The sequence below is a fragment of the Magnetospirillum sp. genome (genome assembly GCA_027532905.1).
Lineage (GTDB): Bacteria > Pseudomonadota > Alphaproteobacteria > CACIAM-22H2 > CACIAM-22H2 > Tagaea.
This window is the reverse complement of record JAPZUA010000004.1, coordinates 1-24,165: the sequence shown is the minus strand read 5'-3', so window position 1 is coordinate 24,165 and position 24,165 is coordinate 1. Positions and strand designations below refer to the sequence as shown.

Here is a 24,165-nt window from a genome sequence, read left to right as displayed (position 1 = left end):
CGAGCCGCGCTCAAGCGAACATCAGCGACGAGAGGCGACGGCGCCCCTGGATCGTCGCCGGATGGGTGTTGCCAAGCGCCTCGAAAAATTTGACGAGCTGGGCGCGTGCGGCCCCGTCGTTCCAGTTGCGGTCGCGCTTGTAGAGATCGAGCATCTGGTCGATCGCCTCTTCGGCCGCACCGCCTGCGAACAGCGCCAGCGCCAAGGCCACACGTGTTTCGTGGTCGGCGGGGTTCGCCTCGAGCTTGGCGCGCAACGGGGCCACGTCGCCGGCCTTTTCGCCTTGGCGCGCCACATCGAGAGCCGTTTTCGCGGCGGCGATTTCGGCGTCTTTGGCAAGCTCGGGCGGCAGATCGGCCAGCATCGCGGCTGCTGCGTCGAGATCGCCCGCGGCGATCTGGCACTTCACGAGCCCCGCAACGGCTTTGGCGTTGCCGGGTTCGTGCTGCAGGATCTGCGCATAGAGGGCGGCGGCCGTAGCCGCGCCGCCCGCGTCGAACGCTTCTTTGGCCTGCTCGAGCGCTTGCTCGATCGGCGACGGACCCTTGTCGCCCATAAGCTTCTTCACGAATTTGCGGATGTCGCCTTCGGGCAAAGCGCCCAAAAACGCATCGACGGGGCGGCCCGCCTTGAAGGCGAACACCGCCGGGATCGACTGCACGCGCAGCTGCTGCGCGAAATAGGGATGCTCGTCGATATTGATTTTGACGAGCTTGACGGCCCCCTTGGCCTCGCGCACGACCTTCTCGATGGCCGGGCCCAATTGTTTGCACGGCCCGCACCACGGCGCCCAGAAATCGACGATGACCGGCGTTTTGGCCGACGCGGCGATCACGTCCTTTTCGAAGGCCTCGTCGGTCGAGTCGACGACGATGTCGCCGCCGGCCGCATTGGCCTTGGCGGCCCCGATCAGTTGGTCCATAGGGGTTCTGTCCGTGCTTGGTTTGGCGAGATGAAGGGAAAATGGCGCGTTTCGGGCGCCAAAACAACCCCCCTGACCCGGCAAATCCCCGGCGCCGCCGCGCTTTGGCCTCGGTAACGTTTTTGTCTTGCAATTGCAGCGACCCGGCCTATTATCGCGCCGCTTTCGCTATGGGCGCGCGGGCGGGAATAGCTCAGTGGTAGAGCATCACGTTGCCAACGTGAGGGTCGAGGGTTCGAATCCCTTTTCCCGCTCCAGCCGCCCTTAGAATGCGCAGCAGCGCGCCAGCTTCGCAAAAAGCGGGTCGAGCGGCCGCAACCGCCCAGGGGCGCGACGGCGACCAGCGAATGCAGCAATCTCCCTCCCTTGTATCGAACGTCCGACTGTGGCGATGAAGCGGCTTCTGTCGATCTTCGGAACGGTGCTGGCGATTTTCGCGATCGCCTGGTGGGTCGGGCTCGATAAGATCGTCGAAGGCTATGCCGATCTCGATTGGCGCTGGACCGGTGCCGTACTGGCGCTGATGGCCGTCAATCTCGTTGCGGTGATTTTCCGCCTGCATCGCGTGCTCGCACATTTCGGCTGCGCCGTTCCCTGGGCCGTCACAGTGCGCGCGAGCGTCTCGGGTTTTGTTTCGAGCTTGTTCGTGTTCAACCTATTCGGTTCGATCCTCGGCCGCCAATTGGTGTTGCGCCGCCATAATGTGCCGGCCCCGGCCCTTGTGGTCGCCTCGGGCTACGAGCGTTTCGTTATGGCGCTCGTGGGTTTGGCGGCGGCGGCGGCAGGATTCGTCGCCGTGTTCGGCAGCCACACGGTGGCCGAGGCGCTTGCGCGCACGCCACTCGTGCAGGCCGCAATCGTGGTGCCGCTCGCTTTGGCGTTGAGCTTCGCCATGGCGGGGGCGCGCCATGAAGCAGCCTTGTTGCGCAAGCTCCTGTCGGGTCCGGCCTTGGCGCGCTTCGGGAGCGTTGCGGCGATCAGCTTCGGCGCCAATCTGCTCGTGTTTGCGGCCTATGTGGCGGCCCTCGATGCAGTCGGCGTCGATCTGCCGTTCTGGCAGGCGATGGGGGCGGCCGCGATCGTGACCTTCGCCGCGAGTTTGCCGATCAGCGTCAATGGCTGGGGTGTGCGCGAAGTGGCGGCGATCTATGCGTTCGGCGCTTTGGGCGTGTCGTCGCACGATGCGGTTGCGGCCTCGGTGCTCGTGGGCTTGTGCGCGACACTCGTGGTGCTGGCGACGGCCCCGCTTCTGGCGCGCCGCGCGCCTGAGGCCGTTGCAACCGTGCGCGCGGCCGTGCCGGAAAATGCGCTGCCCGATTTCGATCGCCTCGCCGGGCTGCTGCTCGCACACCTCACCGCCTTCTTCCTGTTCTTCCAGATCCAGGCCTCGGTTGCGGGCGGCTGGATTTCGCTGAACCTCGCCGATCCGCTGGCGGTGCTCGCACTGTGCCTCGTGCTGGCGCAGCTCGCCTTCACGCGCCGCCTGCCGGTCGCCCTTGCCAAGCCGTTTGTCTATTGGCTCGGCGCTTTGAGCCTGCTGTTCGCCTTTGCGTTTGCGCGCGGCTATTTTTCGTTCGGCTTTTCGAGCTGGGCGTTCGGCAACCGGCTGGTCGGCTGGCTCGTGCTGCTGGGCTATGCCGCGTGCGGGGCTTTGATGGTCGCATCGTTCGGCGGGCAGGGGCGGCGACGCTTGGCCGAATCGCTGATCGCCACGGCCGTCGTCGTGATCGCGGTCTATTCGATCGAACGCACCTTGCTGAGTTTCGGGGCACTCAATTATTTCATCTCGACCAATTTCCAGGGCTATTCGGGCAACCGCAACACGTTCTCGTTCCAGCTGTTGGTGTGCATCTGCTTTGCCCTTGCCTATGCGGGCGTGCGCTTGCGCGCCGGCACATCCGGGCTGTGGTGCGCGATCCTGGGCGTGCTGCTGCTCGGCATATGGCAAGCGGGTTCGATCGCGGGGCTTGCGGCAACGTCGATGCTGCTGGCCTTTACGCTGTGGCGCTGGCCGGCGCGCCGCATGCTGCTGGTGCAGGCCGGTGCGATCGCGCTCGTGCTTGCCTTCGTGTGGTGGGCGATCCCCAATTGGTTTTCGCCGCCGGTCGCACGTCTGCTGGCCGAAAACGGCGCCATCTTCGATCCGAGCGAAGTTTTGGCGGGCTCGTCGACCGCCGAGCGCTGGAACACGATCCGCGCCGGGCTTGCGATGTGGGGCGACAATTTTCTTGTCGGCGGCGGCCTCGGCGCCATCGTGCGCCTCAATCTCGGCGCCTCGGGGGCGGCCTTGGTGCTGCATTCCACGCCGGTCTGGATCCTGGCCGAGCTCGGGCTCGTCGGCGCACTCGTTGCGGCAAGCCTGCCGCTGTGGCTTGCGTGGCGCTATCGTGCGATGTGGGCCAAAAGCAGTGCGCCGCCGATCGTCGCTTCTCTGCTGCTGGTCGCGTTTTTCGCGGTCTTCTCGACCGTGCACGACGTCGCCTTCCAGCGCATCTGGTGGCTCGTGCTGGGGGCTTTGGCGGCGCGGGTTGTTTTGGCGCAGGCAAAGCCTGTAGCCTCGCCCCCTGCGATGGGAAATCCCGGATGACGGCGGATCTTGCGAAATATCTGCGCCTGCTGGGCGTGCTGGCGCTGGGCGATCGCGCATTGCTGCGGCCCGGCGGACCCGGTGCGGTGGCGCGGCTGTTTGGCCTCAAAGCGCCGCGTTATGTGCCGCATCCGTACATGCTTTACACGCTCAACCGCAGCTGGGTGTCGGCCGACGGGCGCACGCGCCACAACGCGCTTGGCTTTCGCGGTGCGGAAATCGCAGCGGAAAAACCGCCCGGCAGCCTGCGCGTCGTGTGCATGGGCGAATCCTCGACCTACTGCACCGGCATTGTGGACGACCGCGACACCTATCCCGCCCGCCTGCAAGAAGCGCTTGGCGCCGCCTTGCCGGATCGCGCCATCGAGGTGGTCAATGCGGGCATCGGCGGCTACACCACGGCCGAGAACGTTTTTCGCTGCCTGTTCGACGTGGTGCCGCTGCAGCCCGACCTTGTCGTCTACTACTACACGCACAACGACGTGCATGCGCGCCGTCTGCCGCATCTGTCGCGCGACTATCGCGAGTTCTCGCGGTCGTGGTTCGAGCCGCACGGGGCGGGCGGGTTCGTCGCGGCGCTGCGGCGGCGCGCGGTCTTGGCGCTGGGCGACATCGGCGAACTCGTGCGCCGCACCGAATCCCATGGCGGCCGCCGGCCTTCGGCCAATGTCGCCAACAATCCGCCCGACGCGTTCGCTGCGAATATGGCGGCCCTCGCGGCCCTCGCGCGCGACGCAGGCGCTCGGCTGCTGTTCGTGAACCCGAACTATCGCGATCTCGAGCGCAACGACGCCGCCGACCCGGCGCTGCCGCCGGCCACCAACCTCGCTTTCCGCGCGGTCTGGGAGCATCGGCGGATTTTGGAAAATCTCGCCAAGCGCCTGGGCGAGGGCCTGGTCGATTTGCGCGGCCAGATCCTGTATCCCGAGACGCGCGACGGGTTCCCGACGGCCGACTATCTCGATCCGGTCCATTTTGCCCCGGCGGGTGCTGCGCGCGCCGCGAAGATCGTGGCGCAGGCAATTTTGGCGCAAAATCTGCTCAGGCTTTCGTCCCCGGAAAGAGGAACCTGAAATGGAGTGGCTTTGGATCGGCGGTGTCGCGTTGGTTTTGGTGCTCGGGATCGGCGCCGTGCTGCGCGCGCGCGCCAAACGCAAAAGCAAGGAAGAGGCGACAAAAGATATTTATCCCATGTGGTAAGTCGTTACTCCCAGCACTTTCCTTTATAGCGGTTCCAAACTACATTATCGCGTCGAAGAGTGGACAAACCGTTCCCCCCCCGCACCAAGTGATCGCCATGGCCTTGCCGCTGCACGCACCCCTCCCGGATTTTGCGCCCAAAATCCTCCCGACGATGCTCGACCAGTTCCACCGGTCGATCACGCTGGTGATCCCGCCCTCGTCGTTCCTTTTGGACGAGCGCGTGTTCGTGAGCTTGGGCGTGCTGAAGGTCGCGGCGGCCCTTGAGCGCAAGGGCATCCATGTGAACCTGCTCGACCTGTCGGGCATCGCCAATTATCTCGACGCGCTCGAGACCTACGCGCGCAAGACGCAAGACACCGTGTTCGGCATCACCGCGACCACGCCGCAATTGCCGGCCGTGGCGTTGATCGCCCAGCGCCTGCGCGCCGTGCGCGACGATCTGCGTCTGGTGCTGGGCGGCCCGCACGTGACGCTGACCTATGCGGCCGTGAAGCTCGAAAACAAGTTCGGGCGCACCTCGTTCGGCCGTGCGACCAAAGCCGCCAAGCAGCTCGAAGACATTTTCGACGTGATGGTGGCGGGCGACGGCGAGCTTGCCGTGTTCAGCGCGATTACGCTCGCCCAGCCCCCCAAGGTCGTCGATGGCGACGACATGAAGGGCGGCTTCTTCATGAACGACGAGATCTACACGCGCACGCCGGAGCCGGCACGCCATCTCGTCGATTTGAAGAGCTACAAATACACGGTCGAATCCTTCCCGGCCACGAGCCTCATCGCCCAGCTCGGCTGCCCGTTCAATTGCGGCTTCTGCGGCGGGCGCAACTCCAAGAGCCTGCGCGTGATCCGCACGCGCCCGACCAAGGCGATCGTCGACGAGGTCGAGCGTCTCTATCTCGACTACGGCTACACCGGCTACATGTTCTACGACGACGAATTGAACGTGAACAAGTCGATGGTCGAGCTCATGAACGCGCTCACCGACTTGCAGATGAAGCACGGCGTGGAGTTCCGCCTGCGCGGCTTCGTGAAGTCGGAACTGTTCACCGACGCGCAGGCCGAAGCCATGTACCGGGCGGGCTTCCGCTGGCTGCTGTGCGGCTTCGAAGCCGCCAACCCGCGCATCCTCGAAAACATCGAGAAGCGCGCCTCGCTCGACGACAACACGCGCGCGGTCGAGATCGCCAAGCGCCACAATCTCAAGATCAAGGCGCTGATGTCGGTCGGCCATCCGGGCGAATCCGCCCAGTCGATCCAGGACATCGAAGATTGGCTCATCAAGATGCAGGTCGATGATTTCGACTGCACGGTCATCACCACCTATCCCGGCACGCCCTACTACGATCTCGCGGTGCCGCACGAGAGCCAGAAGGGTGTGTGGACCTTCACGCAGAGCAAGCACGGCGACCGGCTGCATTCCTACGAGGTCGACTTCATGACGACGCCCGAATACTACAAGGGCGATCCGAACGGCGGCTACCGCGCCTTCGTGTTCACCGACCATCTGTCTTCGGAAGAAATCGTCGCCCAGCGCAACAAGCTCGAGACGCGCGTGCGCGACGTGCTGAACATCCCGTTCAATCCGGGCCGTGCGGCGATGCGCTTCGAGCATTCGATGGGTCAGGGCCTGCCCGACTTCATCCTGCGCAACACGGCGGCCCAGGGCCAAGCCGTCGAGTAAGCCCTAAAGCCGGTCGGGGACTGCCAGCAGCACCTGGCCCATCGGGATTTCTTCGGTGACCGGGCGACGTGCGCCGAACTCGACTTGATACGCGGCGTAGCCGAGTTCCTTGAAGAAGCGCACCGCGTCCATCAGGCACAGCGACTGGCGTGCCCAGTAGGACGGCTCCCACAGGAAGAAGATTTTCGGGCGGTAGCGCTTGATCGTCTCGATGCCGCCTTGCAGCGCGTTCCATTCCTCGCCCTGCGCCAAGAGCTTGATTACATCCAAGCGCGGGATCGGGTTGGCGGCGACGTAGTCGTCGAGCGACCAGACTTTCATGTCGATCGTCGTGGTCGAGCGGCCGACATTTGCGGCCTGCAGCGAAGCATTGGCAAAATTGCCGATCGTGTCGTCGTGCAAGAAGAGCTGGCGCGTTTCCGTGCGGCTCGAAATCGCTGCCTGGTTCAACACCACGTTGGCAAGGCCGTTCAGATTCATGTTGGCTTTGAGCCGGCCCATCGGATGCGGATCGGGCTCGAACACGTGCACTTGGCCCGTGGGCCCCACGCGGTTGGCCATGATCATCGCATGCATGCCGATATTCGAGCCGATGTCGAACGCGACCTGGCCCGGGCGCAGCATGCGGTTCAAAAGCTTCGAGATTTGCGGGCGGAAGGCGCCGTAAAAATAGATGTACCACTCGAGAAACGAGTGCGTGTCGATATTGATGACCATGCCCTGGTCGTAGTTGAGCACGGTGCGCACCGGCCGCGCGTTGCCGGGCGGATGGAGTGCACGCACGACGCGGTCCGTGCCCTTCGGATGGAAGCGGCGCGTGCACCACGCCAACAGCGGGACCCAGGCAGGGGACGTCGGATCGGCCGATGGGGGCAGGTTTGCGGACAAAGGCGGGTGCTCTTGCGACTGGCTGTTTGCCTTAAGTAACGTCATTTTTGCCCTCAATCTACCCTTTCCGGACCCCCAGCAACGGCTTTTCGCGCCCCTATATTCCACCCCCAGAGTGGGATAGTTACGGCGAAAATGCCCGAGCTTTTGCCCGGCCGCAACAATTCGGCCTATGATGTCGCAGAAATATCACGGTCCCAAGTGTAAAATCGGGATTCATCCGGGGAGCTGCCATGCCGATCCGCGCCGAAAGCCGCAAGACCGAGATCCTCGCGCGCGTGGCAAGCCTTGCCCGCCAGCGCATGTCCGGGGCCGCCGCCGATACGGCCGAGGCTTTCATCAAGCGGTTCTACGCGAATGTCGCGGCCGACGACCTCGCCGAGCGCAGCCCCGAGGATCTCTACGGCTCGGCGCTGGCTCTGTGGTCGTTTGGGCGCGCGCGCGGGCCCGCCAAGGCCAAAGTGCGCGTCTACAATCCGCGCCTGTCCGAACATGGCTGGCACTCGAACCACACGGTCGTCGAGATCGTCAACGACGACATGCCGTTCCTGGTCGATTCGATCACGGCCGAAATCAACCGGCGCGAATTGTCCGTTCATTTGGTCATCCACCCGGTCGTTGCGGTCGTGCGCGACGAGGGCGGGGCGGCCCTCGGCCTCGGCGAGGAGGGGGGGCGCGAAAGCTTCATGCATGTCGAGATCGACGCGCAAGGCGACCAAGCCCAACTCGAGACTATCCGCGACGGCATCCAGGACGTGCTCGACGACGTGCGTGCCTGCGTCGTTGATTGGCGCACGATGCTGGGCCATGTGCAGAGCGTCGTCGACGGTTTTGCGGCAGCTCCGCCGCCCCGCGAGGCCGCCGAAATCGCCACCACGCGCGATTTCCTCGCGTGGCTTGCGGCCGACAATTTCACCTTTTTGGGATATCGCGAATACGAATACCACGGCGAAGGCACGACCTTCCGCAGTGTGGTAAAGGCGGGCTCCGGCCTCGGGCTTGCGCGCACCGAAAGCTTCGTGGTGTTCGACGTGCTGCGCCGCATCGCCGAACTGCCGGCCACTTTGCAGCATTTTGTGCGCGCGCCCGACCTGTTGCGCGTCGCCAAAGCCAACCGCCGTTCAAGCGTGCATCGGGCGGCCTATCTCGATGCGATCGGCATCAAGGTCTACGACGCCGACGGCACGGTCGTTGGCGAAAAAGTGTTTTTGGGCCTGTTCACCTCGGCTGCATACATGCAGCGCCCGCGCGAAATCCCGCTGCTGCGCGACAAGGTCGCGTCCGTCGTCGCCAAGGCCGATTTTGCGTCCGACGGGCACAATGCCAAGGCGCTCCAGCACATCCTCGAGACCTATCCGCGCGAGGAGCTGTTCCAGAGCACGGTCGACGAGCTCTACGAGACGGCCCTCGGCATTCTGCGTCTGCAGGAGCGCCAGCGCATCGCCCTCTTCCTGCGCCGCGATCCGTTCGACCGGTTCGTGTCCGCCCTCGTCTATGCGCCACGCGACCGCTTCAACACCGAGCTGCGCGACAATTTCCACACGATCCTCGCCAAGGCCTATGCGGGCCGCAAATCGGCCTTCTACGTGACCTTGGCCGACGACAGCGCTCTTGTGCGCTGCCATTTCATCGTCGGCACCACGCCGGGAGCGATCCCGGAAATTCGCGTGGAAGACGTCGAAGCACAGCTCGTCGAGGCCGGGCGCGGTTTTGCCGACCGTCTCAAAGACGTGCTTGTGGCAGCCGCCGGCGAAGAGCGCGGCCTTGCCAAGCTGCGCCGCTTCCAATCGGCCTTTCCGGCCGCGTATCGCGAGCATTTCACGCCCGAGCAGGCGGTCGCCGATATCGCTTCGATCGAAGCGGTCCTCGCCGGCGAAACCACGCTCGCCCTCAATCTCTATCGCAGCGTCGAAGCGGCCGAAAACGAATTGCGCTTGCGCATCTTCCACCGCAACTCGCCGGTCCCTTTGTCCGACGTGTTGCCGATGCTCGAGAGCATGGGCCTCAAAGTGATGACGGAAGAGCCGTTTCGTATCCAGCCGCTCAACGCCGCCGCCGCACGCGCGGCAGGCGACGTCTACATGCACGATCTCTCGCTTGTGGTGCATGCGGGCAGCGTCGTCGATTTGGCGCGCGTGAAGCCGCTGTTCGAGGAGGCGTTTGCCGCCGTGTGGGCCGGCAATGCCGCGTCCGACGGCTTCAACCGGCTCGTGCTGTCGGCCGCCATGTCGACGCGCGAGGTCACGGTCTTGCGCGCTTTGGCCGCCTATCTGCGCCAAGCGGGCATTCCGTTCAGCCAGCCTTATATGGAAGACACGCTCGCCCGCCACCCGAAGATCGCGCGCCGCTTGGTCGACTTCTTCATGGCGTGCCACGACCCGGCTTTTTCGGGCGACCGCGATACGACCGTGCGCGGCATCGTCGTCGAAATTGCGCATCTGCTCGACGACGTCGCCAATCTCGACGAAGACCGCATCCTGCGCCGCTTCCTCAATCTGCTGCAGGCGGCGTTGCGCACCAACTATTTCCAGGCCGGGCCGGACGGTGCGGCCAAGACGTATCTGTCGATCAAGTTCGACAGCCAGAGGATCGACGAACTGCCGCTGCCGCGCCCGCTCGTGGAAGTGTGGATCTATTCGACGCGCGTGGAAGCCGTGCATCTGCGCGGCGGCAAGGTCGCGCGCGGCGGCATTCGCTGGTCCGACCGGCGCGAGGATTTCCGCACCGAAATCCTGGGTCTCATCAAGGCCCAGATGGTCAAAAACGCCGTGATCGTACCCGTGGGCTCGAAGGGCGGCTTCTTCGTGAAGCGCCCGCCGCCGGCCGAAGCGGGCCGCGAGGCCTACATGGCCGAGGGCATTGCCTGCTACCAGACGCTGATGCGCGGGCTCCTCGACATCACCGACAACATCGTGGCCGGCAAAATCGTGCCGCCCCGAAGCGTCGTGCGGCGCGACGGCGACGATCCCTATCTCGTGGTCGCGGCCGACAAAGGGACGGCCACCTTCTCCGACATCGCCAACGCGATATCGATCGAATACGGCCATTGGCTCGGCGACGCCTTCGCCTCGGGCGGGTCGGCGGGCTACGACCACAAGGGCATGGGCATCACCGCGCGCGGGGCTTGGGAAGCGGTCAAGCGCCATTTCCGCGAAATGGGCATCGACACGCAGAGCCAAGCGCATACCTGCGTGGGCGTTGGCGATATGTCGGGCGACGTGTTCGGCAACGGCTTGCTGCGTTCGCGCTTCACGAAGCTCGTGGGTGCTTTCGACCATCGCCACATCTTCATCGACCCCAATCCGGACGCCGAGGCGGCGTTTGCCGAGCGCGCGCGCATGTTCAAGCTGCCGCGCTCGTCCTGGGCCGATTACGACACGAAGCTGATCTCCGAGGGCGGGGGCGTGTTCGACCGCAAGGCGAAGTCGATCAAGCTCACCCGCGAGATCAAGCAGCTATTCGGCATTGCGGCCGACAGCGCCACGCCGTTCGAGCTCATGAAAGCGATGCTGCTGGCCGAAGTCGATCTCCTGTGGTTCGGCGGTATCGGCAACTACATCAAAGCCTCGAGCGAAACCAACGCCGAGGCGGGCGACCGTGCGAACGATGCAATCCGCGTGAACGGGGCCGACATCCGCGCGCGCGTGGTGGGCGAAGGGGCCAATCTGGGTGCAACACAGCGCGGTCGCATCGAATACGCGGCCAAGGGCGGGCGCATCAACACCGACGCCATCGACAATTCGGCCGGCGTCGCTACGTCCGATCACGAGGTCAATATCAAGATCCTGCTCGGTGCCGTGATGGCGCAGGGCGACATGACGCTCAAACAGCGCGACGTGCTGCTCGCCGAGATGACCGACGAGCTCGGCCTGCAGGTCTTGCGCGACAATTATCTGCAGACCCAGGCGATCAGTTTGGCCGAGGCCGAGGGGTCGGCCGGGATCGAACGCATTGCGCGGTTGATGCGCCATCAGGAGAAGACCGGCCGCCTCAATCGGGCGATCGAGTTTTTGCCCGACGACGAGGCGCTGGCAGCACGCGCGGCGGCGTCCAAGGGCCTCACGCGGCCCGAGCTTGCCGTGATGCTCGCCTACGCCAAGATGGGGCTCTACGAGGATCTGTTGGCAAGCAGGCTGCCGGACGATCCGTATCTTGCCGGCGATCTCGTCAAATATTTCCCGCATGCGCTGCGCCGCGGCCACAAGGACGCGATCCTCAAACATCCGCTACGCCGCGAGATCGTGGCGACGATGGTCACCAACTCGCTCGTCAATCGCTGCGGCATCGGTTTTGCGTTCGACCAGGGCGAGCGCAGCGCGTGCAGCCCCGGCGACGTGGCGCGCGCCTATCTGCTCGCGCGCGACGCGTTCGGGCTGCTCGGCATCTGGGCGCAGGTCGAAGCGCTCGACAACAAGGCTGAAGCAGCGTTGCATCTCGGCATGCTGCGCTCCACGATGGAGATTCTCGACAAGGCCACAACGTGGATCTTGCGCAATCTCGAGCCCGCTTTCGACATTGCGGCAGCTTTGGGCATCTACGGCGGCGGCATTGCCGAGCTCAAGCGCGAGATCGGGGCGGCCCTCGACTACGAGCGCCAGGCGGCATTCGCCGCGCGTTCCGGCAAACTTGTCGCGGGCGGCGTGCCCGCAAGCCTTGCAAGCGACGTGGCCGCCTTGGGCGACCTTGCGGCAGCGCTCGATCTCGTACGCATCCAGCGCCAGACGAAAGCCAGCATGCGCCATGTGGCGCAGATCTACTTCGCATTGGGTGCAAGGCTCGGCTTCGATTGGCTGCGCGAGACGGCCGCCCGCATCCCGGCGCGCAGCACATGGGCCGTGCGCGCGATCGCGGCGACGGTCGACGATCTCGACGCGCAGCAGACGGACCTTGCCGTGCGCGCATTGACCGCCGATCCCGCGGGCGATACCGCCGGCATCGACGCGTTCCTGGCGCTGCACAAAGCCGGCGTGGCGCGCTACGAAGCCGTGCTCGGCGAATTGCGCGCCGGCGGGGCCGCCGATCTTGCGGCGCTCACGGTTGCAGGCCGCGAATTGCGCGCTCTCGTCGCCGGGGCCGGCGCTTGACGAAAAAGACCGTCTTCAGCTGGTGCCTTTACGACTGGGCCTCGTCGGCCTTCCCGGCCGTGATCACGACGTTCATTTTCGCAACGTATTTCACGCAGAACGTCGCGCCCGATCCGGTGACGGGCACCGCCATGTGGGGCCATGCGGCGGCGATCGCGGGCCTCTGCATCGCCCTGCTGGGTCCGATCCTGGGTGCGGTCGCCGACCATGGCGGGCGCCAGAAGCCCTATCTCGCGGCGTTTACGCTGCTGGCGGCATGCGCATGCGCGGGCCTGTGGTGGGCGAAGCCGGATCCGTCGTCGGCGATGCTCGCCCTCGTGCTGTTTGCGCTCGCTACGGTCGCGTTCGAGCTTGCGACGATCTTCTACAATGCGCTGTTGCCGAAGGTCGCCGGCCCCGGCGAGATCGGCCGCGTGTCGGGCTGGGGCTGGGGGCTTGGCTATGTCGGCGGCATCGTGTGCCTGGCAGTCCTCCTGTTCGGCTTCGTGCAGACGGCGACACCGCCCTTCGGGCTCGACCGCTCGGCGGCCGAGCATGTGCGCATCGTCGGCCCGTTCACCGCAATCTGGTGGCTCGTCTTCGGGTTGCCGCTGCTGCTCGTGTTGCGCGAAGGCCCCCCGCAGATGGCGCCGCTTGCGGCCATCAAGAAGGGTTTGGCCGACATGGCCGCGTTGCGCGGCTTCGTGAAAGCCAATCCGGCGATCGGCTGGTTCCTGCTTGCCAACATGATCTATACCGACGGGCTCACGACCCTGTTTGCGTTCGGCGCGATCTATGCCGCGGGCACGTTCGGCATGAAGCTCGAAGAGGTCATCGTCTTCGGCATCGCCCTCAATCTGAGTGCGGGCATCGGCGCCTTTGCGTTTGCGTGGCTCGACGACCACTTGGGCTCGCGCAAGACGATCATGATCGGGCTCGTGTGCCTGACCGCGATCGGGGCGGCCCTGCTTGTGGTCCAATCCAAAACGGCGTTCTGGGTGTTGGGCGTTGCGATCGGTCCGTTCTTCGGTCCCGTGCAGGCCGCCAGCCGCTCGCTTGCCGCACGCCTCGCACCCGAAGCCCAGCGCGGCCAGGTCTTCGGCTTATTTGCGCTGTCGGGTCGCATCACGGCCTTCCTGGGCCCGGCGATCTTGGGCACGGTCACGCTGGCTTTCGAGAGCCAACGCGTGGGCATGGCGACGATCCTGCCGTTTTTCGTGCTCGGCCTTTTCGTGCTGTGGCGCAAAGTGCCCGACATCCGCTAAACATCGGGTCATGAGCCTCGTCTGCCATATCTGCAACGCCGCACCCAAGTGCCATCATCTCGCGCGCGAGATGATGTACGGCACGCGCGAGACGTTCGACTATTTCGAATGCGGCGATTGCGGGGCGCTGCAGATCGCGAAAGTTCCGGCCGATCTCGCGCAGTATTATCCGGCCGCTTATTACTCGCTCGAAGGGGCGTTGCCCAAACGCCCGAGCTTCAAACGGCGCTTGGGTGCTGCTTGGGCGTATGAGCGCAGCGGCGGTCTGCTCGGCTGGTTTTTCGATGGCAGAAAACCCAATCGCGAATTGCGGCTGCTGGGCGAGCTGGGCATTGCGCGCAGCGACGCGATCCTCGATGTGGGCTGCGGCAAGGGTGCACGCGTGGCACGCCTGCGCCAGTTCGGCTTTGCAGCCGAAGGCATCGACGCGCATCTCGACGGCGACGTGTTGCTCGACGGCGCGACGATCGCGCGGCGTGCCACACTCGACGACGTCGGCGGCAGCTACCGCCTCGTGATGTTCCACCACAGTTTCGAACATCTGCCCGACCAGCACGCGGCGATGGCGGCAGCGCGGCGCCTGGTGGCGGCCGATGGGTTTGCGCTGATGCGCGTGCCCACCTGTTCGTCGGCCGCATTCGACATCTACGGCGTGGACTGGGTGCAGCTCGATGCGCCAAGGCATCTTTACTTACACAGCCGCGAGAGTTTTACGCGCCTTGCCAAGCAGCACGGCTTTCGCGTGCTACGGCTCGACGACGATTCTGACGGTTTCCAGTTCTGGGGCTCGGAACAGTACAAACGCGGCATTCCGCTCGCCGATCCGCACGCGCATTCAAAGAAGCAGCCGCTCTTCTCGAAAGCCGAGCTTGCCGCGTTCGACGCACGTGCGGCGAAGCTCAATGCCGAGCATCGCGGCGACCAGTTCTGCGCGGTGTTGGCGCCGGCTTAGTGCCGGAAATGCCGCATCCCGGTCGTGACCATTGCGAGGCCCTTTTCGTCGGCGGCGGCGATGACTTCGGCGTCGCGCACCGAGCCGCCCGGCTGGATCACGGCGGTCGCCCCTGCGTTCGCGGCCGCGAGCAGCCCGTCTGCGAACGGGAAAAACGCATCCGATGCCACGACCGAGCCGATGCAGCGGCTTTGCGCTTCGCCCGCGTCGCGCGCGGCGTCGGCGGCTTTGTGGGCGGCGATGCGCGCCGAGTCCACGCGGCTCATCTGGCCCGCCCCGATGCCGACCGTGGTACCGTTCTTGGCATAGACGATCGCGTTCGATTTGACGTGCTTGGCGACACGAAACGCAAACAGCAGGTCGGCGAGTTCGCCCGGCGTGGGCGCGCGCTTGGTCACGATCTTGAGATCGCTTTCGCGGATGCGGCCCGCATCGCGCGTCTGCACGAGATAGCCGCCCGACACCGACTTCACGGTGAGGCCTGCCGCTTGCGGATCGGGCATTGCCCCCGTCAGCAGCAGGCGCAGATTCTTCTTGGCCGCGAGCACGGCGAGTGCGGCTTCGTCCGCGGCCGGGACCACGATCACTTCGACGAAGAGCTTGGCAAGCTCGGTCGCGGTCGCCCCGTCGAGTGCGCGGTTGAAGGCGACGATGCCGCCGAACGCCGACACAGGATCGCAGGCGAGCGCTTTCAGGTACGCGCTATGGATGTCGTGCCCGCGCGCCACGCCGCACGGGTTGGCGTGTTTGACGATGACGCAGGCCGCGTCCTCGAATTCGGCGACCGCTTCGAACGCGGCGTCGGTGTCGTTGAGATTGTTGTAGGAGAGTTCTTTGCCCTGGATCTGGCGCGCGCTCGCAAGGCCGGGGCGCTTCGAGCCGTCGACATAGAACGCCGCCTGCTGGTGCGGGTTCTCGCCGTAGCGCAAGGCCTGCGTGCGCGTGGCCGTAAGATTGAGCCGCTCGGGGAAGGTCTGGCCGAGTTCGCCCGCAAACCAGCGCGAGATGGCGGCGTCGTATGCGCCCGTGCGCGCATAGGCAGCGGCGGCAAAACGCTTGCGCAGATCGAGGGGCGTCGCGCCCGCGTTCGCGTCCATCGCCGCGCCGAGTTCAGCGTATTGCGAAGGTTCGACGACCACGACGACGAATTCGTGGTTCTTGGCGGCCGAGCGGATCATGGCCGGGCCGCCGATATCGATGTTTTCGATACAGTCGTCGAACGCGGCCCCTTTGGCGACGGTCGCCTCGAACGGATAGAGATTGACCACGACGAGATCGATGGGAGCGATTTTGTGCGCTTCCATCGCCTCTGCGTGGTCCTTCACATCGCGCCGCGCGAGGATGCCGCCATGCACCGTCGGGTGCAGCGTTTTGACGCGCCCGTCCATCATCTCGGGAAAGCCCGTATGCGTGCCGACGTCGGTTACGGCAAGGCCTGCGTCGCCAAGCGCCTTGGCGGTACCGCCGGTCGACAGAATTTCCACACCGTGCCGGGCAAGCGCGCGGCCGAATTCGACGAGGCCGGTTTTGTCGGAAACGGACAAGAGAGCGCGGCGAATGCGGACCTGCGACATGGCGACTCCGGGATAGGCTGGTCGGAGCCGTTTCCCTATCACGAAGCGCTGCGGCGCCCCAGCGATTCTGGACTCGCCGCGACGGCCATGGCGGCCAGCAGCCACAACGTGGCGAACCACCAGCCCTGCCACATGCCGTAGCTCAGCGACGCGATGACGACGGCCGTGACCAACGTGGCCCCCAGCACGGTGCGCCGCAGCGGCGGGCCGTTGCAATTGATTGCAAGGAAGCCGAGCAGGGCGGCCATCAGGGCCGCCCCGACGCCGCCGAGTTCGAGCCAGATCTGCAGCGGCGCATTGTGCGGATGCAGCGGGATCTTCTCGGCCTGGCCGTCGATCTTGTCGTGGCCCCCCGGCATCGTGCGCGAAGCATGCATGCCCCAGCCGAAGACCGGCTTGTCGGAAATACGTTCTCCCACGAATTGCCAGATCGCCGCACGATGGTAGATCGACACGGTCAGATCGCGGCGCTCGGCGAGCGAGTCGAGAGTCGGCAGTTTGGTCGCAAGCGGTGCCGCCAGCACGCAGGCGACCAGGATTGCGGCGATCGCGCGCGGCCCGACGAACCGGAACGCGACTGCACCGCCAAGGGCGGCCGCGAGGGCGAAGGCCGCAGCCATGCTTTCCCCCACCACGAACGCGAAAGCGCAGCCTGCGGCCAGAGCCGCAGGAGCAAGCGGCCCGATACGCCGCCGTGCTATAGCGAGGGCAAGCGGTAGCAGCAGCGCCAGCACGGTTTTAGGTCGGTTGAGAAAGGCATCGCTCGCTGCAGGCTCGCCGAACAGTCGAACGAATATCGAATCGCGCGGCTGCATCATGAGTCGACTCACCATCTCTACGAGCACGATCGCGAGGCCGATGCAGAAGCCGCCCAGGAGTGCCGTTTTGAACCGTTCCGTCTGGACGCTGTCGAGGCGCAGCGCCTGCGACAGCACGGCAAGACCGGCAAGGCCGGCCGTCGCCGAGCGCGCGATTCCGTCCAGCCCCTCGAACGGATTGGGTGCCCACAGGCACGAGGCGAGTGCAAGCGCCAACAGGGCTGCAAAGATCACGAGAATTGAACGCGGCACCCCAGTCAGGCGCCGCGCTTGGGAATCGAAAAGTGCTATGAGGGCGCCGGCAACGGCAAGCAGCACGGCCAGTCCGTTGGGCGCAAGGACCGCAATCAGTGGCATTGCGGCCGCTGCTGCGATCAGCACCGAATCGGCGACGGCGGGCCGGTTCATGCCGCTGCGGCAAGCCTATGGGCTGCGACCAGACGCACGACCGTGTCGGCCACGAAGTCGAGCTCGGCTTGGCTTATCGACGTCGAGGAGGGCAGGCTGAGCCCGTTGGCTGAGACGCGCGCCGAGACCGGAAATCCGCGGTTGCCGGCAAAACCCTTGTAGGGCGGCATGTCGTGCATGCAGTAGAAGATCGGGCGCGTGTCGATGCCGGCTGCCGCGAGCTTGGCCATGAACGCGTCGCGCGAAATGCCCAGTGCGGCGCAGTCGAGCACGATCGTGTAGACCCAGTAGGAATTTTCGAAGCCGTCGCGGATGGTCGGGCACTCGATTTCGGCAATGCCGGCAAAGCGGCGATTGTAGTGCGCCGAGAGCTGCTTCTTCGCTTCGAGAAAGCCCGCGAGCTGCTCAAGCTGCGCGCAGCCGATCGCCGCCTGCAGATTGGTGAGGCGATAGTTGAAGCCGACTTCGTCGTGCCAGTAGCGGCGCTGCGGGTTCATGCCGTGGTCGCGCAAGCGCCGCGCGCGCGCGGCGATCGCGTCGTCCTTGAACACGACCATGCCGCCTTCGCCGGTCGTCATGAGCTTGTTCGAGAAAAAGCTGAACGTGCCGCAGTCGCCGATCGCCCCGCACGCAATGCCGTTCCATTTCGCACCCACCGCCTCGGCCGCGTCTTCGACGACGACAAGGCCGCGGCGCTTGGCGAGTGCGAGGATCAGTGCCATGTCGGCGGGCTGGCCGTAGAGATGCACCGGCATGATCGCCTTGGTGCGCGGCGTGATGGCGGCGGCGACCGCATCGGGATCCATGTTCCAAGTGTCGGGGGCGACGTCGACCAGCACGGGCGTGGCACCGGTGTAGATCACGGCATTGAGCGTGGCTGCAAAAGTGAGATCGGGCACGATGACTTCGTCGCCCGGGCCAATGCCGTAGGCGGCGAGGGCCAGATGCAAGGCGACCGTGCCGTTCGACACGGCGAGCGCATGCGGCACGCCGAGCAGGGCCGCGAACTCGGTCTCGAAGCGGCGCACGAAGCTGCCCTGGCTCGAGATCCAGTTCGTGGTCACGCATTCGGTGACGTATTTGAGCTCGTTGCCGCCCAGCGTGGGTTCGGCGATCGGCACGCGGCGCGCATCGGCCGGGGTTGCGAGCTTCAAGGGCCGGCCGTCTGCGTCCAACTCCAATGCGATGGGGCCGGCGACCGTGCCCGGCAGGCACGCGTCGCCTGCCGTGCGGGCTGCGGCATTCGCCGCGAGATCGCCTGCGGCAAGGTGGCCGCGAATGCGGCCCGCCGCATCGGCGACGAACAGCAGCCCGTAGCGGCTTTCGGCCAGCCGTTTGGCGGTATCGCCCAGCGGGGCCGTGTCGCGGATCAGAAATTCGTCGAGGGCAACGGGTGACGGCACGGCTTTGGCGACCTTTTTGCGGGAGGCAGGAAGTGTTTGGGCAACGCGTATTCAGCTATGCCATAACGCCAAAGAGCGCAACTTAGTTCCGTGCGTTTTTGGCATCTCCGCCCAGCCGCCCTGGGCCGTGCGCGCATTGGGGTACGGGCGCTGTGGAATCCCATCCTATCATTTGACCCTTGCCCCCTGTTTCGCGTACCAAGTTCGGCGGAGATGGCACGCCTTTGAAACCCAATTCCACGCCGATGGCTGCCCGTGCGGCACCGCTCGCCGATCGCCTGAGGGCGTCCGACGGGTTGGTGGGGACGCGAACGCGCGTGCGCCTGTTCGCGCCGAGCGACATCGATGCGGCCTATCTGGGCTGGCTCAACGATCCTGAGGTGGTGCGCTACAGCAACCAGCGCTTCGTGCATCACACGGCCGAGAGCGCTGCGGCGTTTCTGGCAAGCTTCGCCGGTTCGGAAAACCTGTTCTTGAGCATTCGCCGCCTGGCCGACGACCGCGCTGTCGGCACGATGACGGTCTATCGCGCCGTGCCGCATGGTACAGCCGATCTCGGCATTCTGGTCGGCGACAAGCAGGTCTGGGGCCAGGGCTGCGGCCGCGAAGCGTGGATGCTCATGCTCAACTGGCTGGACTCCCAACGGGTCGTGCGCAAATTCACGTGCGGGACGGCAGCCCCCAATCGCGCGATGCGGCGCTTGGCCGAAGCGTCGGGCATGGAACTCGAAGCAACAAAATGCCGGCACGAGATCGTCGACGGCGTGCCGGTCGATCTGCTGTTTTTCGCGCGTTTTGCGGCCGCCTAGGCGTTGTGCACGCGCAGCGCCTCGATCAAATCGAGTTGCCAGGCCACCACTTTGGCTTCGTCGTAAAGATCGTGTGCGCGGGCAAGGCCGGCTGCTCCGATCTTTGCCCACAAGACCGCGTCGTCGTCCAGCTGGGCGAGGGGGGCGGCCAGCGCCTTTGAGCGCACGCGACGACGGCATTCAGGATGGCACGACCATCAGCCTGTTTTGGCGACAAAGCTTTCGATCTCGGTGGCGACACGGGCCGTGCTTGCGCGGAAAAGATCGCGGAAACCGTCCGCAGGACTCGGTTTCTCTTCCAGCGCGGCAATCAACCCGTCGGCGCCCGACACGCATCGCACGAGGCCGCGCCGCGAGGGCTCGAACAAGTTGCCTTCGGGAAGCAACGGCTGGACGCTGACGACGCGCCGCCCGCCCAGATAGGCGCTGACCATGGGTGCCGCGAAACTGCCGATGACTGTGGCGCAACGCAAAAGGCCCGCACCGGTTTCGACGCGCTCGATCCCGCCGGGCATTTTTGTTTCCCCCGGATGTGCCGCGTAGAGAAGCTTCGGCAGGAGATCGGGGCGCTTGGCCGCGGCCGCCGCGACGATTTCAAGGCAGTCATCCTGGTCGTAGCCGAGCGTGTCGCCCATTATTTCGCGCAGCGGACTCCCGAGAACCAAAACGGCAGTGTCGTCCGTCTCGGGAAGCAGCGGTGCGCGCTCGAATGCCGGGTGGCCGACGGCGACGAAGCGTTCGCGCGGCAATCCGAGCGCGACTGCGTTTTCGATCGCCGTGTTGTCGATCATCAACACGTGGTCGGCGATTTCGAACTTCCCGTCGCGCTCGAAGCGGTAGGGCATGCTGTTCCAGGCATCGACGAACTGCAGCGACGGAAGCCCGCGGCGTCTGGCGGAACGCAGCGCGTAGGTTTCGATCATGCGCGAGCGGCCGGCCGACGCGACGAGTGCGCGCGTACCCTCGAGCAGGGGCGATATGTCGGCATTCGCGTCCGGCGCCACGGTCATTTCGGGTTCTACGGCCGGCACCGTTGCCAAGAGCCGCGTTGCGGGGACCGGTGCGGCGACAACGTGCCACGCGAACGGCGGCGGGCGGTTGCCAAGCCATTCGCCGAGCAGGGGGGCGATGAAATCGGCAGCGCCGGCCTCCGCGACAACCAACAGTATCTGTCCGCTACGCGACATTAGAGCGCGTTGCCGCGCGATTCGAGCAGGGCAATCTGGCGTTCGACGATCTTGGCTTCGTCGTAAAGGTCGCGGGCGCGTGCGAGGCCTGCGGCTCCCAGCTTCGTGCGCAAAGCCGGGTCGCCGGCGAGGCGCTGCAGGGCGGCCGCCAGCGCTTTTGCGTCGCGCAACGGCACCAGCAGGCCGGTCTGCCCGTCGATCACTTCCTCGCGGCTGCCGCGTATATCGGTCGCCACGACCGGCAGACCCGAGAGCATCGCCTCGATGATCGAGCGCGGCATGCCTTCGCGGTGCGAGGGCAGCGTGAAAATATCGGCCGCACGCAAGAGTTCGGGCACGTCCGAGCGGTAGCCGAGCAGGCGGATGCGGGATTTCAAGAGCGGATCGTTTTCGGCGGCGTGAAGTGCCGCATCGACACTGTCGGCATGGTCGGACGCCAGCCGTGCACCCACGATCCACAATTCGGCATCGACGTTGCGCATCGCTTCGACAAGTTCGGGATAGCCCTTTTCGGCGACGAGGCGCCCGACCATCAAGATCACGGGCCGGTCCGGCGGCGTTCCCATCTGCGCGCGGATATCGCCGCGCATGGTCTCGTGCGGCAAGGCAGGGCGGAAGCGCGCAGGGTCCGAGCCGTTGCCGATCGCATGGATGGGGCCGCGCGCAAGGCCCAAGCGGCGGGCGGTTGCCGCATCCTCTTGCGCTTGCGTGAGCAAGAGATCGGTCGTGCGGCCCGCCAGCCATTCGAGACCGATATGCGCGAAGCGCTTGGGCCAAGGCATATGTTCGTGGAAATAGAAGCCGTGTGCTGTGTAGACGATTTTAGGCACGCTTTCGCACCATGCGGCCAGGCGCCCGGCAAGCGCTGCGACGGGCGTGTGCACATGCACCATGTCGAATTTTTCGGCGCGCAAGGTCGCCAGGATCGCGCGATAGCTGCGCCACAAAGCAAGCGGATTGGCCGAGCGGCGGATCTGCACGTCGATCACGCGGAACCCTTCGGCCTCGATCTTGGCCACGAGATTACCGTGTGCGCAGGCACCCACGACCTCGTGCCCGGCGCTGCGCAACCCGCGCATCAGCGGAAGCAGGAAATGGTAGAGCGTGAAGTCGACGGCACAAAGCTGCAGGATGCGCATGGCGCTTGATGCCCTATCCCCAGCGTTTCTGCCAGCTTCGGAACATCAGCACGGTCCACAAAGCATAGGTGCGGTCCTCGCCCGCCTGGTGGGCGGCCCATGCGGCCGCGATCGGGGCGGGTGTCAAGATGCCGTCGGCAGCGATGTCGGCGGGATCGAGCAGATCGGCCGCCCAGTCGCGAAGGGACCCCCGCAGCCATGCACCTATGGGCACGGCAAAGCCCATTTTGGGCCGCTCGAACAATTCGCGCGGCACGTAGCGCGCCAGAATCTCGCGCAAGATCCATTTGCCGTCGCCGCCGCGCAGCTTCATATGCGGCGGCAAGCGCCACGCGGCTTCGACCACGCGATGGTCGAGCAGCGGATTGCGCCCTTCGAGACCCACCGCCATCGTGGCGCGATCGACTTTCGTGAGCACGTCGTCGGGCAGATAGGTGAGCGTATCGAGAAGCTGCATGCGCGCGGCGAATTCCGGCATGTCGGCCGCGATGCTTTTGTCCCAGATCGGGCCGTCGGGCTCGACGGCACCCGGCACCAACGCGCGCGGATCGGGCCATTGGCTCACGAGCCCGCGATAGATCGCCGACGGATCGTCCGCGCGCAGCAAGGCTGCCATCTTCGCCGCTTTTTCGGCCGGGCGCACCGGCCGCTTGGCAGCGGGCAGCAACGCGCTCAAGAGCCGATAGCCGGTTTCGCCGGGCAACGTCATGGCGGTTGCCGCCGTCCGCCTGAGCCAGCGCGGCAAAAAGCGCAGATCGCTTTCCAAGCGGTCGGCCCAGACATGGCGATTATAGCCCGCAAAACTCTCGTCGCCGCCGTCGCCGGACAGAGCCACGGTCACGTGCTGCCGCGTCATCTGCGCCACGAGATAGGTGGGGATTTGCGAGGCGTCGGCAAACGGCTCGTCGTAGAACTCGGCGAGTTTCGGGATCACGTCGCGCGCTTGGTCGGCCGTGACGTAAAGCTCGGTATGCGCGCAGCCCAGATGTGCGGCGACTGCTTTGGCGTGTTTGGCTTCGTCGTAGCCGGCCTCGTCGAAACCGATCGTGAAGGCGCGTATCGGCGTGCTGCTTTGCGCCTGCATGAGCGCCACGACGAGCGAGGAGTCGATGCCGCCCGACAGAAACGCGCCGAGCGGCACGTCCGCGATCATGCGTTTTGCGACCGCATCGCGCAGCAGAATGTCGAGTTTCTCGATTTCTGTCGCGTCGTCGACGGGCGCTGCCCAATGTGTGCGGCCTACGACGGCCACGTCCCTTGCCGACCAGTAGGTCTCAATGTGCGGTTCGCTGCCCTCTTGCCATTCGAGCATTGTGCCCGGCGGTAGTTTCTTGGCCTCGCGATAGATCGTGACCGGGCCGGGTACATCGGCATGGCGGAAATAGGCCACGAGTGCTTCTCGATCCAAGGTCGGTGCGAAATCGGGCGCTGCGCGCAGCGCTTTGAGCTCCGAGCCGAAGATGAGCCGAGTGCCGTCGCAGGCATAATAGAGCGGCTTCACGCCGAGCCGGTCGCGGATCAGCCATAGGCTTTTCGACTGTCGATCCCACAGGGCGATCGCGAACATGCCGACGGTTTTTTCGATCGTGGCACGCACCCCCCATCGCGAAAAACCTTCGAGCATCACTTCCGTGTCGGAGGTACCGCGAAAGCGCACGCCCGTCGCTTCGAGTTCGGCGCGCAATTCGCGGAAATTGAAGATCTCGCCGTTGTAGGTGACGACAAAGCGCCCGTCGGCCGAATGCATCGGCTGTACGCCGGTCGGCGACAGATCGACGATGGCGAGGCGCCGATGGCCAAGTCCAATGCCGGCGGCTTCGTCGGTCCAGATATCCGCCCCGTCCGGGCCGCGATGGGCGAGCGTGTCGTTCATGCGGCGCATATGGGCCGCCAATTCGTCGGCCCTGAGGCGCAAGCGTCGGTCGAGCAAGCCTGCGATGCCGCACATGAAAAGCCAGTCTCCTTCTGCCTCGTTCATTTTGTAAACGGAAAAGGGCCAAGAGGTCCGAAGGACGACCTCATATGATGCTAATACACTGATTTCAATTAATGTTCAATTTTTGAACGCCGTTGACGTTCAGTTCGTGAACGCGGTATGGTGTTGGCCTGATGAGAAATCCGCAGCCCTCCAAAATCGACCGCGATTCGACCGCCCTGTTGCTGGGCGTGCTGTCGGCGGTCGAGCATAATTCGAACGTGACCCAGCGTTCGATGTCGAGCGAATTGGGCGTGGCCCTTGGGCTTGCCAATGCGGTGCTCAAACGCTGTG

At 65.2% G+C, this 24,165-nt stretch carries 17 protein-coding genes and 1 tRNA gene; 9 read left to right on the top strand and 9 right to left on the bottom strand.

Annotation, left to right across the window (positions count from 1 at the left end; all coding sequences use genetic code 11):
• Positions 1-10: 10 nt before the first annotated feature.
• Positions 11-922, bottom strand: a complete 912-nt coding sequence (trxA, locus tag O9320_13940) for a thioredoxin (GenBank protein ID MCZ8311948.1) — start codon at positions 920-922, stop codon at positions 11-13.
• Positions 923-1,104: 182 nt separating this feature from the next.
• Between trxA and O9320_13935 the strand changes: the two genes are divergently transcribed.
• The 5 genes from O9320_13935 to O9320_13915 all read left to right on the top strand — a co-directional run bounded on the left by O9320_13935 (position 1,105) and on the right by O9320_13915 (position 6,390).
• Positions 1,105-1,179, top strand: a tRNA-Gly gene (locus tag O9320_13935).
• 134 nt (positions 1,180-1,313) lie between these two features.
• The gene (locus O9320_13930) at positions 1,314-3,509 is read left to right on the top strand and encodes a lysylphosphatidylglycerol synthase transmembrane domain-containing protein (protein ID MCZ8311947.1); all 2,196 of its coding nucleotides are present in this window, start codon (positions 1,314-1,316) and stop codon (positions 3,507-3,509) included.
• Positions 3,506-4,582: a GDSL-type esterase/lipase family protein gene (locus tag O9320_13925; protein MCZ8311946.1), complete on the top strand. Its 1,077-nt coding sequence runs from the start codon at positions 3,506-3,508 to the stop codon at positions 4,580-4,582. Before O9320_13930 ends, O9320_13925 begins: the two co-directional genes overlap by 4 nt.
• Position 4,583: 1 nt before the next feature.
• Entirely contained in the window at positions 4,584-4,709 is a 126-nt protein-coding gene (locus tag O9320_13920; GenBank protein MCZ8311945.1) for a hypothetical protein, read from the top strand.
• Positions 4,710-4,806: 97 nt separating this feature from the next.
• Entirely contained in the window at positions 4,807-6,390 is a 1,584-nt protein-coding gene (locus O9320_13915; protein MCZ8311944.1) for a radical SAM protein, read from the top strand.
• Positions 6,391-6,393: 3 nt separating this feature from the next.
• Here O9320_13915 and O9320_13910 read toward each other — a convergent pair whose 3' ends face one another.
• The gene (locus O9320_13910) at positions 6,394-7,323 is read right to left on the bottom strand and encodes an FkbM family methyltransferase (protein ID MCZ8311943.1); all 930 of its coding nucleotides are present in this window, start codon (positions 7,321-7,323) and stop codon (positions 6,394-6,396) included.
• A gap of 188 nt (positions 7,324-7,511) precedes the next feature.
• Here O9320_13910 and O9320_13905 point away from each other — a divergent pair, with 188 nt between their 5' ends.
• Genes O9320_13905 through O9320_13895 form a run of 3 tightly spaced genes read left to right on the top strand, consistent with a single transcriptional unit; the run spans position 7,512 to position 14,558 of the window.
• Positions 7,512-12,362, top strand: a complete 4,851-nt coding sequence (locus tag O9320_13905) for an NAD-glutamate dehydrogenase (protein ID MCZ8311942.1) — start codon at positions 7,512-7,514, stop codon at positions 12,360-12,362.
• A complete protein-coding gene (locus tag O9320_13900; GenBank protein ID MCZ8311941.1) occupies positions 12,359-13,606 on the top strand; it encodes an MFS transporter in 1,248 nt (415 codons plus the stop codon). Before O9320_13905 ends, O9320_13900 begins: the two co-directional genes overlap by 4 nt.
• 10 nt (positions 13,607-13,616) lie before the next feature.
• Positions 13,617-14,558: a class I SAM-dependent methyltransferase gene (locus O9320_13895; protein MCZ8311940.1), complete on the top strand. Its 942-nt coding sequence runs from the start codon at positions 13,617-13,619 to the stop codon at positions 14,556-14,558.
• Here O9320_13895 and purH read toward each other — a convergent pair.
• From purH to O9320_13880, 3 genes are read right to left on the bottom strand one after another with little or no spacing between them, the layout of a single operon-like run.
• Positions 14,555-16,132, bottom strand: a complete 1,578-nt coding sequence (purH, locus tag O9320_13890) for a bifunctional phosphoribosylaminoimidazolecarboxamide formyltransferase/IMP cyclohydrolase (GenBank protein MCZ8311939.1) — start codon at positions 16,130-16,132, stop codon at positions 14,555-14,557. The two genes, O9320_13895 and purH, sit on opposite strands and share 4 nt — an antisense overlap.
• A 38-nt stretch (positions 16,133-16,170) precedes the next feature.
• Entirely contained in the window at positions 16,171-17,358 is a 1,188-nt protein-coding gene (locus O9320_13885) for an O-antigen ligase family protein (GenBank protein ID MCZ8311938.1), read from the bottom strand.
• A complete protein-coding gene (locus O9320_13880) occupies positions 17,355-18,761 on the bottom strand; it encodes a DegT/DnrJ/EryC1/StrS family aminotransferase (GenBank protein ID MCZ8311937.1) in 1,407 nt (468 codons plus the stop codon). Before O9320_13880 ends, O9320_13885 begins: the two co-directional genes overlap by 4 nt.
• Before the next feature lie 224 nt (positions 18,762-18,985).
• On the opposite strand from O9320_13880, the gene O9320_13875 reads away from it, so the two are divergent.
• Positions 18,986-19,570: a GNAT family protein gene (locus O9320_13875; GenBank protein ID MCZ8311936.1), complete on the top strand. Its 585-nt coding sequence runs from the start codon at positions 18,986-18,988 to the stop codon at positions 19,568-19,570.
• Here O9320_13875 and O9320_13870 read toward each other — a convergent pair.
• From O9320_13870 to asnB, 4 genes are read right to left on the bottom strand one after another with little or no spacing between them, the layout of a single operon-like run.
• Positions 19,567-19,737, bottom strand: coding sequence for a hypothetical protein (locus O9320_13870; protein MCZ8311935.1), 171 nt, complete (start codon positions 19,735-19,737; stop codon positions 19,567-19,569). The two genes, O9320_13875 and O9320_13870, sit on opposite strands and share 4 nt — an antisense overlap.
• Positions 19,738-19,767: 30 nt before the next feature.
• On the bottom strand, positions 19,768-20,757 hold the full coding sequence (locus O9320_13865) for a hypothetical protein (protein MCZ8311934.1): 990 nt from the start codon (positions 20,755-20,757) through the stop codon (positions 19,768-19,770).
• The gene (locus O9320_13860; GenBank protein MCZ8311933.1) at positions 20,757-21,896 is read right to left on the bottom strand and encodes a glycosyltransferase family 4 protein; all 1,140 of its coding nucleotides are present in this window, start codon (positions 21,894-21,896) and stop codon (positions 20,757-20,759) included. The genes O9320_13865 and O9320_13860 overlap by 1 nt, the downstream gene beginning before the upstream one ends.
• A gap of 13 nt (positions 21,897-21,909) precedes the next feature.
• The gene (gene asnB, locus O9320_13855) at positions 21,910-23,844 is read right to left on the bottom strand and encodes an asparagine synthase (glutamine-hydrolyzing) (GenBank protein ID MCZ8311932.1); all 1,935 of its coding nucleotides are present in this window, start codon (positions 23,842-23,844) and stop codon (positions 21,910-21,912) included.
• Positions 23,845-24,165 lie beyond the last annotated feature (321 nt).